The 14,771-nt window shown below is 71.0% G+C and carries 15 protein-coding genes; 5 read left to right on the forward strand and 10 right to left on the reverse strand.

All coding sequences use genetic code 11. The features are described from left to right. Positions 1-22: 22 nt before the first annotated feature. Positions 23-505: a CarD family transcriptional regulator gene (locus AMA02S_RS17000; RefSeq protein ID WP_067459337.1), complete on the reverse strand. Its 483-nt coding sequence runs from the start codon at positions 503-505 to the stop codon at positions 23-25. A 366-nt stretch (positions 506-871) separates the two neighbouring features. On the opposite strand from AMA02S_RS17000, the gene AMA02S_RS17005 reads away from it, so the two are divergent. Next, positions 872-1,789 (forward strand): RAD23 family protein, encoded by a 918-nt coding sequence (locus tag AMA02S_RS17005; RefSeq protein ID WP_067459340.1) that lies wholly within the window; start codon positions 872-874, stop codon positions 1,787-1,789. 123 nt (positions 1,790-1,912) lie between these two features. Next, a complete protein-coding gene (locus tag AMA02S_RS17010; RefSeq protein ID WP_157430642.1) occupies positions 1,913-2,962 on the forward strand; it encodes a hypothetical protein in 1,050 nt (349 codons plus the stop codon). 87 nt (positions 2,963-3,049) lie between these two features. On the opposite strand, the gene AMA02S_RS17015 is transcribed toward AMA02S_RS17010, so the two are convergent. Both AMA02S_RS17015 and AMA02S_RS17020 read right to left on the reverse strand, forming a co-directional pair. Next, positions 3,050-3,721 (reverse strand): winged helix-turn-helix domain-containing protein, encoded by a 672-nt coding sequence (locus AMA02S_RS17015; RefSeq protein WP_501162062.1) that lies wholly within the window; start codon positions 3,719-3,721, stop codon positions 3,050-3,052. A 94-nt stretch (positions 3,722-3,815) separates the two neighbouring features. Continuing rightward, positions 3,816-5,057, reverse strand: coding sequence for a sensor histidine kinase (locus tag AMA02S_RS17020; RefSeq protein ID WP_067459348.1), 1,242 nt, complete (start codon positions 5,055-5,057; stop codon positions 3,816-3,818). Positions 5,058-5,265: 208 nt separating this feature from the next. On the opposite strand from AMA02S_RS17020, the gene phoU reads away from it, so the two are divergent. Further along, positions 5,266-5,928: a phosphate signaling complex protein PhoU gene (gene phoU / locus AMA02S_RS17025; protein WP_067459351.1), complete on the forward strand. Its 663-nt coding sequence runs from the start codon at positions 5,266-5,268 to the stop codon at positions 5,926-5,928. 100 nt (positions 5,929-6,028) lie between these two features. Here phoU and AMA02S_RS17030 read toward each other — a convergent pair whose 3' ends face one another. The 3 genes from AMA02S_RS17030 to AMA02S_RS17040 form a co-directional block, all read right to left on the reverse strand. After that, positions 6,029-6,304 carry a DUF397 domain-containing protein gene (locus AMA02S_RS17030; protein ID WP_067459354.1) on the reverse strand — a complete coding sequence of 92 codons (276 nt, stop codon included), beginning with the start codon at positions 6,302-6,304 and terminating at the stop codon, positions 6,029-6,031. A gap of 27 nt (positions 6,305-6,331) precedes the next feature. Beyond that, entirely contained in the window at positions 6,332-7,192 is an 861-nt protein-coding gene (locus AMA02S_RS17035) for a helix-turn-helix domain-containing protein (RefSeq protein WP_067459356.1), read from the reverse strand. 141 nt (positions 7,193-7,333) lie between these two features. Beyond that, on the reverse strand, positions 7,334-9,289 hold the full coding sequence (locus AMA02S_RS17040) for an AfsR/SARP family transcriptional regulator (RefSeq protein WP_067459359.1): 1,956 nt from the start codon (positions 9,287-9,289) through the stop codon (positions 7,334-7,336). A gap of 92 nt (positions 9,290-9,381) precedes the next feature. Here AMA02S_RS17040 and AMA02S_RS17045 point away from each other — a divergent pair, with 92 nt between their 5' ends. After that, positions 9,382-10,260 carry an alpha/beta fold hydrolase gene (locus AMA02S_RS17045; protein WP_067459362.1) on the forward strand — a complete coding sequence of 293 codons (879 nt, stop codon included), beginning with the start codon at positions 9,382-9,384 and terminating at the stop codon, positions 10,258-10,260. 15 nt (positions 10,261-10,275) lie between these two features. Here the strand turns inward: AMA02S_RS17045 and AMA02S_RS17050 are convergent, their stop codons facing one another. From AMA02S_RS17050 to mshA, 3 genes are read right to left on the reverse strand one after another with little or no spacing between them, the layout of a single operon-like run. Then, on the reverse strand, positions 10,276-11,028 hold the full coding sequence (locus tag AMA02S_RS17050) for a phosphoglyceromutase (RefSeq protein WP_067459365.1): 753 nt from the start codon (positions 11,026-11,028) through the stop codon (positions 10,276-10,278). An 11-nt stretch (positions 11,029-11,039) separates the two neighbouring features. Continuing rightward, positions 11,040-11,549, reverse strand: a complete 510-nt coding sequence (locus AMA02S_RS17055; protein WP_067459367.1) for a type III secretion system chaperone family protein — start codon at positions 11,547-11,549, stop codon at positions 11,040-11,042. Next, a complete protein-coding gene (gene mshA, locus AMA02S_RS17060; RefSeq protein ID WP_067459370.1) occupies positions 11,546-12,904 on the reverse strand; it encodes a D-inositol-3-phosphate glycosyltransferase in 1,359 nt (452 codons plus the stop codon). The genes AMA02S_RS17055 and mshA overlap by 4 nt, the downstream gene beginning before the upstream one ends. 216 nt (positions 12,905-13,120) lie before the next feature. Here mshA and AMA02S_RS17065 point away from each other — a divergent pair, with 216 nt between their 5' ends. Next, complete coding sequence (locus tag AMA02S_RS17065; RefSeq protein ID WP_067459371.1) at positions 13,121-13,882, forward strand: SDR family NAD(P)-dependent oxidoreductase; 762 nt, start codon at positions 13,121-13,123, stop codon at positions 13,880-13,882. A gap of 2 nt (positions 13,883-13,884) precedes the next feature. Here the strand turns inward: AMA02S_RS17065 and AMA02S_RS17070 are convergent, their stop codons facing one another. Then, positions 13,885-14,697, reverse strand: a complete 813-nt coding sequence (locus AMA02S_RS17070; RefSeq protein ID WP_174550970.1) for a class I SAM-dependent methyltransferase — start codon at positions 14,695-14,697, stop codon at positions 13,885-13,887. Positions 14,698-14,771 lie beyond the last annotated feature (74 nt).

The raw sequence follows: 14,771 nt of genomic DNA on the forward strand, positions 1-14,771 counted from the left end.
CCGTGGAAGCCGTGCGCTCAACTCAGCTGGCCAGGACCTCGTCGAGCAGGGCCTCGGCCTTGTCCTCGTTGGTCTTCTCAGCGAGCGCGAGCTCGCTGACGAGGATCTGCCGGGCCTTGGCGAGCATGCGCTTCTCGCCCGCCGACAGGCCGCGTTCCTTGTCGCGGCGCCACAGGTCGCGAACGACCTCGGCGACCTTGTTGACGTCACCGGAGGCGAGCTTCTCCAGGTTCGCCTTGTACCGGCGCGACCAGTTGGTGGGCTCTTCGGTGTAGGGTGCGCGCAGCACCTCGAACACCTTCTCCAGACCCTCCTGGCCGACGACGTCCCGGACACCTACGTCCTCGACGTTCTCGACCGGGACCTGCACTGTCAGGTCGCCCTTGTCGACCTTCAAGACCAGATAGGTCTTTTCCTCACCTTTGATGGTGCGAGTCTCGATGGCCTCGATCCGAGCAGCCCCATGGTGGGGGTAGACGACGGTGTCGCCGACCTGGAAAGTCATGTGACAAGTACCCCTTCCGCTAAGACCAGAGTAGCACGGAAACGAGCGTGGCTGAACCGGCCTTAGGTGCATATGCGCAGGTCAACCCCGTTATTGGGGTATTGACAAAGCCCTTTATTGGTGCATCTCACCCCTGTTCCCTGTACACAGCGTGACCAAGAGGCCACCTGCCTCCCGGCGAACCGCCTTTACCGGCAAGGGGTCCCCGGTTACAAGCGTCCCGCTGCCGAACGCGCGGAAGCGTCCCATACTGGAGGTGAGCCGTGAGGTGAGCCGCGAAGTGAGTAGGGCGGGCTGCGCGGGTACGAAGCGCCCGGAAGGGTCCGAAAGGGGCGCGGCGGGCATCGAAGGACGGTGAGGTGCGGCGTGAGGCCAGACGGCGACCCGGATCCCGATGACTACGGGCTCCCGCGGGTGGACGTCGTGGTGCCCGATGACGCTCGTGAGCTCGAACGGGACATGGTCGCCTACCGCCGCGAGGAGCGCCGCAGGCGGCGCCGGGAGCGACGCCGGCGGCTCGTCCGCCCGCTCACCCGGTTCGGCGTGGCCATCCCGATCATCGCGGGCGCGCTGCTGATCGCGCTGCTCAGCGGCGCGCTGATGACGGCGTTCGGGCCGCGTCCCGCGCCGCGTCCGACCGCCGCGCAGCTGGCCCCCCGGCCGTCGGCCGGCCCCGGGCGGATCGGCGGGCTGCTGCCCGCGGGGCAGGTCGACCTCGTGGCCCGCGAGCACGCTCCGCAACCGCTGAAGGACATGCGCCCGGGCGTGATCGGGATCGTTCCGCCCGGGTACCGGTGCGAGCCGGTCGTGGCGGAACTGGCCGGCAGGACAGAGGCGTACGACCTCAACTTCTGGCTCGTCGCCGATCCGCGGCCGGCCGGCGGGCGCCAGGGGCTCTCGCTCAAGGAACTGAGGGCGTGCGCGGGGACGGCCCACAACGGGACTCCCCTGATCGTTGAGGATCGCAAGGCGATTCTGGCGAACGCCTACGCGCCGGCCGCCAACGCCTCGCCTCTTCCTCCCTCGTCCGGGGCGACCGCTCCCACGAGGTCCCCCTCCGCTTCTCCGTCGGCGACTCCCCCAGCGTCTCCCACGATGTCTTCCGCGGTGCCTCCCACGGCCTCGCCGCCGGTGTCCCCCCTCACGTCTCCCCCACCCGGCCCGCGCCTCGCCGGGCTCACCGCCGTGTTCGTCCAGCCGGACGGAGTCGTCAACGACGTGGTCCACGCACCTCAGGTGGGAAGTGAACTCACGGAGAAGGTCAAGGCGCTGCGGTCCGGCTGACAATTTTCCGGCCGGACGCGACCCCGGGGAGGGGTCCGTGCCCAGGCGCCGCTACGCTTCCTCTGGCGTGTCTCACGCCATTCCCATCACTTCCAACGCCATTCTCGCGAGGAGATCGACGCCGTGATCCGAAACAGCCGTCGAGTGGCTGCGCTCGCCGTTGCGGGCGCCGTCGCCATCGCGCCGGTGATCTCCGGCTGCGGCGCCGGCAGCGAACCTCAGACCGCCGCTCCCACGCAGCTGACCGAGGGCGTCAACGTCACGGTGCCCAAGGACAAGCCGGAGTCCGCGCAGATCGACATCCGCAACATGTTCCTGCTGGGCCCGAAGACCGACATGGCGTTCGGCCAGGGCAGCTCGCTGCCCCTGTACGCCACGATCATCAACCAGGTGAAGGGACGGCCCGACAAGCTCGTCTCCATCACCTCGCCGAACTTCACCCAGGCGCGGATCACGGGCGGTTCCGTCGCGCTGCCGCCCGCGCAGCCGTCCGGCCAGGGCAGCGCCGTCTCGCTCGTGGGGCAGGCCGCCGCGACGCCCGCAAGCCCCAGCCCCACGAAGACGCCGAAGCCGGACAAGGGGACGAAGAAGACCAAGCAGCCGGGCGGTGCCTCCGGGGAGCCGACGCCCGGTGCGTCCTCGGAACCGGCGTCCGGCGCGCCGGCGGAACCCGGAGCCTCGGCCCAGCCGTCCGGTGGGACGCCGCAGACGCCCGCGCCGACCGGCGCCGGCGAGACGCCGAACCCGGGGACGTCGGCCACGTCCAGCAACACGCCGTCCGCGCCGGCGGCCGAGCCGACCCTGCCGATCCCGCCCGGGGGCAAGGCCCCGCTCGTGGTGCTGACGGGCTTGAACCGGCAGCTGCTCGGTGGTGAGCGGGTCACGCTGCGCCTGCGGTTCGAGCAGGCCGGGACCGTCGATGTGTCGGTGCCGGTGATCCCGCAGCAGGACGAGTACGCCTCCTACACCGCGGTCTCCGCCGGCACCCCGGCGCCCGGGGTGACCGCCCCGGCCGAGCCGTCCGGGGGCGCGAGCCCGGGTACGTCTCCGGGTACGCCCGAGGGCACGACGCCCGGTGGGTCCGAGAGCGGCGCGCCCGGCGAGGGCACGACGCCTGGCCAGGGCGGCGAGTCGGGGGCGCCGGCTTCGCCCGAGGGCGGCACCGGCCACTGAAGCATGAAGCGCTGAGCGCGAAGAACGGCCCGTACGGTCAGGACCATACGGGCCGTTCTCCGTTTCACCAGAGCTCGAACTCGCTCATCAGGGCTCGAACTTGTAGCCCAGCCCACGGACGGTGACGATGTAGCGCGGCGTGGAGGGGGTCGACTCGATCTTGGCGCGGAGCCGCTTGATGTGGACGTCCAGGGTCTTGGTGTCGCCCACGTAGTCGGCGCCCCAGACCCGGTCGATCAGCTGCATGCGGGTCAGGACGCGGCCCGCGTTGCGCAGCAGCACCTCCAGCAGCTCGAACTCCTTGAGGGGCAGTTGGACGGCGTCGCCGCCGACGCTGACCACGTGCCGCTCCACGTCCATGCGGACCGGTCCAGCCTCCAGCGTCGCCGGGGTCAGCTCCTCGACCTCGCCCTGGCGGCGCAGGACGGCCCGCATGCGGGCGATCAGCTCCCGGGTCGAGAACGGCTTGGTGACGTAGTCGTCGGCGCCGAGCTCCAGTCCGACGACCTTGTCCACCTCGCTGTCCTTGGCGGTCAGCATGATCACGGGGACGCTGGACTTGGCACGCAGCTCCCGGCATACCTCGGTACCGGGCAGCCCGGGGAGCATCAGGTCGAGCAGCACGAGGTCGGCACCGTTGCGCTCGAAGATGTCCAGCGCGTCGGGACCGGTGGCCGCGACCGCCACCTCGAAGCCCTCTTTGCGCAGGTTGTACGACAATGCGTCGCTGAACGACTCCTCGTCTTCCACGACGAGCACGCGGGTCACGGTGTTGCCTCCCGGGCGGATTCCAATGCGGCCCCTTCGGCGGGGCGGCGCGGGCCCCTCTGAACAGTGTTCATCACGCCGTTCCTCAGGGGTTGTGCGGGGCTGGGCGGGCGATGGACGCACCGCCTTCGGGGCGGGACGGGGCGGCCGGCTCGGTGGCGCCGGCCGCGGGGGACACACCGAGGGCGGACGACCTGAGCAGCGGCAGCCTGATGGTGAACGTCGATCCGGACCCCTCCTTGCTCCACACTGTCACCTCGCCGCCGTGCTTGGTGGTGACATGCTTGACGATGGCCAGGCCGAGGCCCGTGCCGCCGGTCTGGCGGGAGCGGGCCGGATCGACCCGGTAGAAGCGCTCGAAGATACGTTCCACCTCGCCGTCGGGGATGCCGATGCCCTGGTCGGTCACGTTGATCTCGACATGCCCCTCGTCGCACCGGCGGGTCGAGACGACGACGCGGGTGTGCTCGGGGCTGTAGGCGACGGCGTTGTCGATCAGGTTGCGGAGCGCGGTGATCAGCAGTTCCTCGTCCCCGCGCACCTTGAGCCCGTCCTGGCCGCCGGTGGTGAGCTCGATGTCCTTGGCGGACGCCTTGATCTGGCAGCGGTCGAGGGCCTCCACGGTGATCTCGTCCAGCCCGACCGGGTGCAGTTCGGGCAGCGGCTCGTCGCCCTGGATCCGCGACAGCGTCATCAGATCCTGGACGAGGTTGGTGAGGCGCACCGACTCGTGCTGCATTCGCCCGGCGAAACGCCGGACCGCCTCGGGGTCGTCGGCCGCCCCCTCGACCGTCTCGGCCAACAGGGACAGCGCACCGACCGGGGTCTTGAGCTCGTGGCTCACATTGGCCACGAAATCCCGCCGGATCGCCTCCGTCCGCCGCAGTTCGGTGAGATCCTCGGCGAGAACGAGGACGAGCCCATGAGATCCGAGCGGAGCGACGCGGACGGCGAACCAACGGCCGTCGGCCCGCCCACGCCCGCGTCCCGGGTTGACCTGGATCTCGGTCTCGCGGATCTCGCCGTCCCGGCGGACCAGGCGCGCCATGGCGAGCAGCTCGTCCAGGACGAGCCGGTCGCCGCTGACCATGCCGAACGCGCGCGCGGCCGAACTGGCGCGCAGCACCCGGTCCTCGCCGTCGACCACGACGGCCGACGACCTCAGGACACTGAGCACCGAGGCGACTCCCGGGGGCAGCGCGCCGACCGGCGCCGCCGGAGCCACCGCACGCTGGGCTCGCTCGCTCACGCGCACCGCCAATCCAGTAGCGAGCCCTATCGCGAGCCCGGCAAGCCCGGTCAGGCTCGCGACAATCTCGACCTCCACACCACGGATCGTAAGCGGCGATCCGCCGTGGACTGCCCCACCAGGCCAGGACCAACGCCCTCGTTCGCCGAAAGTTCACCTTCTTATATGGGTTGGTTCACGCTGGTCAGGCAGGCTGTGGCGTGGGCGAGTCCGCCCGCCGGCCAGGCGCGGCGCCCCCTTTCGTCCCATTCACCCCAGAAGATCCTCCGCACCTAGGGATGCTGAATTGCGCGACGCCTATCATGAGGAGCTCGACTCCCTCTCCGACAAGCTGGTGGAGATGACCCGGCTCGTCCGGTCCGCGATGGCCCGCGCGGTGACCGCGCTGCTGGACGCCGACCTCCGCCTGTCCGAGGAGGTCATCAGCGGGGACGAACTGGTCAACAAGATCGACTCCGAGATCGAGGAGACCGTCTTCGACCTCATGGCGCGGCAGCAGCCGGTCGCGGGCGACCTGCGCACGCTGATCACCGCGCTGCGCATGAGCGGGGATCTGGAGCGGATGGGCGACCTCGCGGTGCACATCGCCCGGACGGCCCGCCGCCGCCACCCCGAGTCGGCCGTCCCGCCCGAGCTCCAGGCGACCGTCCTGGAGATGGGCCAGATCGCCGAGCGCATGATCGCCAAAACCGGCAGCGTGATCGCGTCCCAGGACGTCGAGATGGGCCTGGAACTGGACGCCGACGACGACCAGATGGACCGACTGCACCGGCGCCTGTTCGACATGCTGCTGTCCCCGAAATGGAAGCACGGCGTCGAGCCCGCCGTCGACATCACCCTTGCCGGCCGCTACTTCGAGCGATTCGCCGACCACGCCGTCCATGTCGCGGAGAACGTCGTCTACCTGGTGACGGGTCAGCGTCCCGAGGAGATCACCGACCTCTCCTGAGCCGTCCGGTCCTGAGCCGTCCGACCGCTCACATGAGAAACCCGTCGTGGCCGCTCGGAGGCCGCGACGGGTTCCTTCGCGTCGGGCGCCCGGGAGGTGACTAGGCCGGCACGGAGGTCAGGAACTCCTCGATCAGGCGCGCCGAGTCGAACTCCCGCCCGCGGACGCCGTCGAGGAACGCGTCCCATTCCGCGACCGTGAACGCCTGCGGCTCACGGCCGGGGTTCCTGCTGTCCCGCACGAGCACCACGAACTCCTCGTCCACCTTGGTCACGACGCCACAGTCACGACCGTGCACCACGGCCACCTCGACACAATCACCGCCGGTGTTGCCGCTCCGGACGCTCTTGCGCCATTGCGCGGCGATCAGGTCCATCCTGGATACTCCTCGTCCAGCCCTCGGCTACGCCAATTCCGCGGCCACATTGCGCAACATCGCGATCGTCTGTTCGGGGCCGAGTGCTTGTGCGCGCAAGTGGTCGAACATCAGCGTATACCGGTCAACCTCGTGGGGCTTCTGCGTATAAAGACCGCCGATATGCTGCTCCAAATACACCTTGTCGGAATCGTCCGGCCCAGAAAACCGCAGCAGCTTGAACGCGCCGTGCATCGCGCCGTGCTCGCCCGCCGCGAAAGGCAGGATCTGCAGATTCACGTTGGGGAGGTCCGCCAGCTTGATCAGGTGCTCGATCTGCTCCCGCATGATCTCCCGGCCGCCCACCGTGCGCCGGACGACGGCCTCGTTCAGGATGAGCCGCACATCGAGGGGCTCGGCCTGGGTCAGCCGTGCCTGCCGTGTCGTCCGGACGGTGATCCTTTCTTCGACCTTCTCCTCGGTCTCCGGCAGCGGGGTGGTGGAAAGGATCGCCCGTGCGTACCTCTTGGTCTGCATGATGCCGGGCACCAATTCCGATTCGTAGCCGAGGATGTGGGACGCCGACGCCTCCAGGACGACATAGACCTGGAACCACTTCGGAATGGCCCCCGAGTACTGGTGCCACCAGTCCGGCTCGCGGGCGAGGCGCGCCAATTCCACGAGCGAGTCGGCCTCCTCACCGTCGACTCCGTACATGCCGAGCAGTCGCTTCACGTCCCGCTGCAGGACGCGGCTCTTGTCGTTCTCGATCCGGTACAGCTTGCTCTCGGCCCATCCCATCTCCTCGGCCACCGTCTCCTGGTTGAACCCGGCCTTCTCTCGCCGGGCGCGCAGTTCCCGCGCCAGCCGGGTGCTCGCGACGGTGGGGATGTGCCTGCCTTTGGCCATGGTCCGGCTCCATCGGTCATCGAATTCTGAGGGGGGGTCGAGTAAGCCCTTGCACAGGGCCTCTGACGAGTTCGATGCTAACTGTCATCAGGCGACTGCGCAGCGTAATCATGAAAGATCATCAGCAACGCGACGTGACACTTAGCGTCGGCCCGATCGGAGGGCCTTCGTCAGGGCGGCCAGGTGAGTTCGGACGGGGCCCACAGTGAGAAGTCCACTGGCGGCGCCGGCCAGTTCCGCCGCCGCTGGTGCCAGCGCAGTGTGAGCGCGTCGTATTGCGGCCCGATCGTCTACCGCGATGGCGGCGCGGCCGAATAGACACCAGAGGGCCTCTTGCAGAAGGTCCCGGGGTGGGTCCGGAACACGGCGGATGGCTGCCGCCGCATCGGCGGGACGGTTCTGCGCCAGGAGGATCAGAGGGCGGGCCCAGGGCTCGTACGGTCCCCAGTCCATGGGCTCGGTGAGGGCGGGCTGATCGTCCTGCACGCGCAAAGAGAGCAGGGCAAGCGGAAGAAGCCCCCTTTCCAGACCCGGCATGCCTGAGCCGTCCAGGAGGGTCGCGGCCTCCCGGTAGTCGGTATCGGACGCTCGTCCGGTCGCGGCCTGGCGCAGTACCCGGTACCACCCGGTGAAGACGTTGACGAGGGGCCGTTCGTGACGCTCGGCCAGGTGCTCGGCGGCGGACGCATGGCGGTCCGCGGCCGGGAAGTTCGCCACGGCGCTCAATGCCTGGAGCCGGACGAGATGGCCCAGGATCTCGAACGCGCCCAGGCCGTGCCGCGCGGAGAGGGTGATCAGCTCGGTGCCGATCTTGTCGCGTTCCGGGGCCAAGCCCGTCCGGGTGAAGGTCTGCATGAACACGGCGTTGAGCGCGAAGGCCAGCAGGGCGGGGTCGTCCAGGCTGCGGGCGATGGCCTCGGCCTGGCACGCGGCCTCGGGGCCGCGCGTCGAGCGGGCGCCGCGCGACTCCAGGGCGATGGTGGCCAGCAAGCGCGCGCGGGCCGCGTCATGTCCCCCTGCCTCGCGCGTCCCGATTTCACGGCCCTCGGAGCCCGGGGCATGCGGGAGCGCGATCAGCGCCCGCTCGGCGGCAGCCGCGATCTCGGCGGCCTGGTACGGGTCGTCCGAACGGGTCCAGATCGCCGGGACGTCGTAGGCGCCGATCACGCGGGCGGTCAGTTCGGGGTCGCCCAGTTCCTCGGACGCGGTGATGGCCGCCATCCGGTGCTCGCGGGCCGCCTCCAGGCCGCCGCCCCCGGTCAGGGCGAGGTCGCGCAGCATCCCGGCCGTCGACTCCAGCCGGGAGCGGGCGCCGGAGGCGACGGTGCGGTCGTAGGCGGCGGCCGTCCGGCTCCACACGCGGGCCGCCGTGTCCCCGGTGAGGTGGTCGGCCTGCCGAAGGATGTCCGATTCGAGGCGCTGGAGGGACGGGCCGGGGTCCACGCCCAGTTGCTCGACGAGGAGGGTCCGGGCACGGCGCAGGACCGCGAGCGCATCACCCTGGCGGCCGGAGCGGTAGAGGGCCAGCGCCAGCAGGCGCCAGGCGTTCTCGCGCCACGGGTGGGCGGACACGTGCGCGTCCAGGTCCGGGACCGCCTCCGCCGCCAGTCCCCGGGACAGGCGGGCCTCGGCCAGGCGTTCGACGGTGTGCAGGCGGAGTTCGGCCAGCCGTGAACGCTCGGCCTGCGTCCAGGGCTCGTCCGCGAAGTCGGCGTAGGCGGGCCCGCGCCACTGGGCGAGCGCCTCCTCCAGACCTGCCGGTGATGTCGCGTTCGCGGCGTTCTCGAACCACCAGGCGTCCACGTCGCCGGTGTGCAGCGCGTATCCGGGTCCTTCGGTCACCAGCAGGCGGGGGCGGGCGCGGGGCGGACGTTCGGGTTCGAGGGCACGGCGCAGGGCCGCGACGAAGGTGCGGACGGCGCCGACGGCGCCCGCGGGCGGGGCCGTCCACAGATCGTCGACGAGGCGGCCGACCGGGACGACACGGCCGCGGGCGATGATCAGGCGGGCCAGGACGGCGCGGTGCCGCGGGCCCTTCAGGTCGATCACGTTCCCGGCGTCGTCCCAGGCCGTCACGGGTCCCAGCACACCGAACACTCCTCCACGCTATCCAGCGCTCATCGGATGCTCATCCGCGGCGGCGACGCTGGGGGTGATCGACGAGACAAGCGACGAGAGGAAACGAGATCATGGCGCCTGCCATCATCGGTTTCGACCAGCTGCGCGTCCCGGTCGCGGAGGGCGTGTCATTGAACGCGGCCGTCGGCGGATCGGGCAGCCCCGTCGTGCTGCTGCACGGCTTCCCGGAGACCCATCTGATGTGGCGGCACGTGGCCGCCGACCTCGCGGCCGACCACACCGTGATCTGTCCGGACCTGCGTGGCTACGGCGCCAGCGACAAGCCCGACGCGACGGGTCCGGACGTGTACTCCAAGCGGACCATGGCCGCCGACATCATCGCCCTGGCACGCGCGCTGGGCTACGAGCGGTTCGCGCTGGCAGGGCATGACCGCGGTGCTCTGGTCGCCTTCCGCGCGGGGCTCGACCATCCGGGGACCATCACGCACCTGGCGTGTCTCGACATCCTGCCGACCTTGGAGATGTGGGACGCGATGCAGGGCGTGTCCGCCGCGGTCGGCTTTCACCTGTTCCTGATGGCCCAGCCGCCCGGCCTGCCCGAGCGGATGATCGAGGCGAGCTCGGACGCCTTCTTCGCCCACTTCCTCGACGTCTGGGCCGGCGACCCCGCCGCGATCCCGGCCGATGTGCGCGACGCCTACCTGGACGCCTGTCAGGTCGCGGTGCCCTCGATCGTGGCCGACTACCGCGCGTCCGCCGGGATCGACATCGAGCACGACCGGGCCGACCGGGACGCGGGCAGCAGGCTGCCGATGCCGGTGACGGTGCTCCAGCAGGACTGGGGCTCGGCCCTCGGGTTCGACGCGGCGGCCCTCTGGCGCCCGTGGGCGCCGGACCTCCGGCACATGACCGTGACCTGCGGGCACTTCATGGCCGAGGAGGCCCCGGAGGTGGTCGTGAAGGCGCTGCGGGACCTGCTCGACCGCTGAGCGGCCCGGCCCCGGCTACTTCTTCTTGGCGCCCTGGTTCTTGACGGCCTCGATCGCGGCCTTGGCGGCGGCCGGGTCGAGGTACTCCCCGCCGCGCTTGAGGGGGGCGAAGTCGTCGTCCAGCTCGTACACCAGGGGAATGCCGGTCGGGATGTTCAGGCCCACGATCTGCTCGTCGGTGACGTCGTCCAGGTGCTTGACGAGGGCGCGGAGAGAGTTGCCGTGCGCGGCGACCAGGACGGTCTTCCCCGCGGCCAGGTCGGGGACGATCGCGTCGTACCAGTAGGGCAGGAGGCGGTCGACGACGTCGGCGAGGCACTCGGTGCGCGGGATCAGCTCGGACGGGAGTTCGGCGTAGCGCAGGTCGTTGACCTGCGAGAGCGGGTCGTCGTCCTTGATCTGGGGCGGCGGGGTGTCGTAGGAGCGGCGCCAGATCATGAACTGCTGCTCGCCGTACTCCTCCCGCGTCTGCGCCTTGTTCTTGCCCTGGAGGGCCCCGTAGTGCCGCTCGTTCAGCCGCCAGGAGCGGCGGACGGGGATCCAGAGGAGGTCCGCCACGTCCAGCGCGATGTTGGCGGTGCGGATGGCCCGCTTCAGCAGGGAGGTATGCACCACATCGGGGGTGATGTCGGCGTCGAGCAGCAGGTCACCGCCCTTGGTCGCCTCGCTCTCGCCCTTCGCGGACAGGTCCACGTCCACCCAGCCGGTGAACAGCCCTTCGGCGTTCCACACGCTTTCGCCATGCCGGAGCAATACCAACGTCGCCATGGCAGCAAAGCCTAGCGGCCCGCCGGGGGCTCCTCGCGATTGGCCGGGTCGGCGAAGGACGCGAACGCCCGCAGGTTGGCCAGGCTCTCGCCACGCTTGACCCGCCAGTCCCACTCCCGCTGGATGGACGACTTGAAGCCGCGTTCGAGGGCCTTGTCGAAGTTCTCGTCGGAGTAGGTGAGGACGCAGCCGAGGAGCCGGTCGATCTCGTCGGGGGTGACGGAACCGAGGGAGACCCGGCCGGCGAGGTGGACGTCGCCGACGTCGTCAAGAGCGAAGGCCACCCCGTACATGCGGCCGTTCTTCTCCAGCAGGAACCGGTAGAAGTCGGCATGGTTCTCGTCCGGGCGGCGGCAGAAGAACGCCTCCACGTGCAGGCTGTGGTCGCCGACGATCAGCCAGGTCATGGTGGCCAGCTTGTGCTGGCCGGGGAGCTTGACGAAGAAGGCGTTCTCGCGCGGCTCGTCGTACTCCAGTTCGGCGGCGTCGAGGGTCTGCCGGATCGTCTCGACGGGGTTCACGCCGTGACCTCCGCGGTGAGCGGCGGCGACGTGAGCGGCGAGGTGAGCGTGGGCTGGGCGAGGCTGGCGGCCGGCAAGGACATGGCACCGGTATACACCTCGACGAGGCGGTCGACGGTGGCGTCCCATCCGAAGCCCTGCGCGTGGCGGACCGCGCCGCGGGCCAGGCGGGCGTGCAGGCCGGGCTCGGCGTGCAGGCGGCGCAGGGCCGCGGCGTAGGCGGCGGGGTCGTGGCCGGTGACCAGCACGCCGGACTCGCCGTCGGCGATGGCCGTCCGCAGGCCGCCGACGCGGGCGGCGACGACCGGGGTGCCGCATGCCTGCGACTCGACGGCGACGAGACCGAACGACTCGTTGTGGGACGGGACGACGGTGACGTCCGCCGCCCGGTACCAGTCGGCGAGCACGGACTGCGGGCTGGGCGGCTCGAACCGGACGACGTCGGCGATGCCCAGCTCGGCCGCCAGTGCCTGGAGCCCCTCGGGACGGCACCGCCCGCTGCCGCTCGGGCCGCCGACCACGGCGACGACCAGCCGGGAACGCAGGGACGGGTCGTCGGCGAGCATCCGGGCGGCGGCGCGCAGCAGGACGTCGGGGGCCTTGAGCGGCTGGATCCGTCCGACGAACAGGAGCACGTACGCCTCGCGCGGCAGGCCGAGACGGCGGCGGGCGGGGCCGGTGCGGTGCGGGAGGAGGCCGGTGCTGCGGGCGAGCAGCGGCGATTCAGGCCGGAACCGGGACAGGTCGACGCCGGGGCTGGCGGTCGCGACGCGCGCCGGGTCGGCCCCGTAGAGCTCGATCAGCTCGCGGGCCTCCTCGGCGGTGTTGGCGACGAGCTGGTCCGCGGACTCCACGACCTGTTCCTCGCCGAGCACGCGCTCGTCCGGCTCGGGCTTGTCCCCGTCCGCGAGCGCGGCGTTCTTCACCTTCGCCATCGTGTGCATGGAGTGGACGAGCGGGACGCCCCAGCGCCGCTTGGCCGCCCAGCCCGCCTGCCCGGACAGCCAGTAGTGGGTGTGGAGGACGTCGTAGTGGCCGGGTTCGTGGACCGCCTCGGCCCGCAGCACACCGGAGGTGAAGCCGCACAGGTGCCGGGGCAGCTCGGTCTTGTCCAGTTCCTCGAACGGGCCGGAGACGACGTGCCGGACGAGGACGCCGGGCGCCAGCTCGGCGACCGGCGGAAGGGCCCGCGAGGTGGCGCGGGTGAAGATGTCGACCTCGATTCCGCGGGCGGCGAGCCGCCGGGCGACCTCGACGATGTAGACGTTCATACCACCCGCGTCGCCGGTACCTGGCTGGTCGAGAGGGGAAGTATGGACACTGACCGTCGCAACTCGGTTGATACGACGCGACACCGGACACCACCTCCGGTAGTGCAACCTATCGACCGCGTTAGCTGTTCCCATCGCGCGGGTCGCAACCGTCCTGCCGGTCCACGGTGATCGATCTCACCATGATCGTGCGGACCGGTTCGCCGGCCCAGCTGAATCGCCGGTCGGGCGCCATGCGAGCTCGGCCACTCCAGGGAGCCCGCGGTTCTGGAAGATCTGGCGTTCTGGAAAGCTGGACGCATGCGCAAGACCGCGGTGGTGACCGGAGCGAGCAGCGGGATCGGGGCGGCGACGGCCAGGCGCCTGGCGGCCGAGGGCTTCCACGTCGTCCTGGCGGCACGGCGCCGGGATCGCCTGGACGCGCTCGCCAAGGAGATCGGCGAGAGCGTGCCGGGCGCGGGCAGGATCGTCCCGGTCGAACTGGACGTGACGTCGCAGGCGTCGGTCGACGCGCTGGCGGCCGCGGTCGGCGGCTGCCACGTGCTGGTCAACAACGCCGGCGGCGCCCTCGGCCTCGAGAGCGTGGCCACCGCCGTTTTGGATGAGTGGCGGGCGATGTACGACACCAATGTCCTCGGCCTGGTGCGCGTCACCAAGGCGCTGCTCCCGGCGCTGATCGAGAGCGGCAACGGGCATGTGGTGAACATCACCTCCCTCGCGGGGCACGTCCCGTACGAGGGCGGGGGCGGCTACAACGCGGCCAAGCACGCCGCGTACGCGGTCAACGAGGTGCTGCGCCTGGAGCTGGTGGCGCAGCCCGTCCGCGTCACCGAAGTCGCGCCCGGCCTGGTGAAGACGGAGGAGTTCTCGCTCGTACGGTTCCACGGCGACGAGGAGCGGGCCGCCAAGCCGTACGAGGGCGTCCCCGAACCCTTGGTCGCCGACGATGTCGCCGACTGCGTGGCGTGGGCCGTCACCCGTCCGCCGCACGTCAACATCGACCGCATCGACGTCCAGCCCCGCGTGCAGGCGGCCCCGCACAGGCTCCACCGCGAGATCTGACCTCAGGGGGCGACCGTCCTCCAAGGGAGGGTCACCTCACCCAGGCGCCACCTCCGGCGCCCGCCATAGGGCGGGGTCGTCAAGACGGGATGGGTACGGGCCAGCAGCTTCACGGCCTCGATCCAGCGGGCCCGCGGGCCGAACGCCGAGTGCGGTGCCGCCGTCGCCCAGCACCGGTCGAACACGGTGAGCAGGTCGTGGACGGGCTCACCCGGGACGTTCCGGTGGATCAGCGTCTTCGGCAGCCGCTCCGCCAGGCCCGAGGGGCGGTCGAGCGTGGGCAGGTGCGCGGCGAAGGTGATCGTCTGTGGGCCGTCCGGGTCGAGCGCGACCCAGACCGCGCGGCGGCCAGGCTCGTCGCACGTCCCCTCGACGAGCACGCCGCCGGGCGCGAGCCGCGACCGCAGACCGTCCCAGGCGCGCCAGGCGGCGGCCTCGTCGTACTGCCGGAGCACGTTGAACGCCCTGACCAGCACGGGCGGGCGCGGGACGGGCAGCTCGAAGCCGCCCCGCCGAAACGACAGCCCCGCGTGGGGGCCCGTCGCCTCCAGGAAGGCGGTTCCGGCGGCGACCCGGTCCGGCTCGATCTCGACACCGACGACCTCCAGCCGGGGCGAGACGGCGCGGAGCCGGGTGTACAGCTCGAACGTCGTGACCGGAGAGGCGCCGTATCCCAGATCGACCGCCAGCGGGAACCCGCCGGAGCGGAGGACCGCGGTCTGCGTGGCGGCGATCCAGCGGTCCACGCGGCGCAGACGGTTGGGCGCCGTCGTGCCGCGCGTCACCTCACCCTGCGGCTTCTGTGTCCGGACCACCCGCCGATTGTCCCGCGCCGCCGTCCAGCCCGGCCCCGGCCAGGAACCCCGCGGCGGCGTGAGAGGTTGGCCAC

The sequence above is a fragment of the Actinomadura macra NBRC 14102 genome (genome assembly GCF_001552215.1).
Classification (GTDB): Bacteria; Actinomycetota; Actinomycetes; order Streptosporangiales; family Streptosporangiaceae; genus Spirillospora; species Spirillospora macra.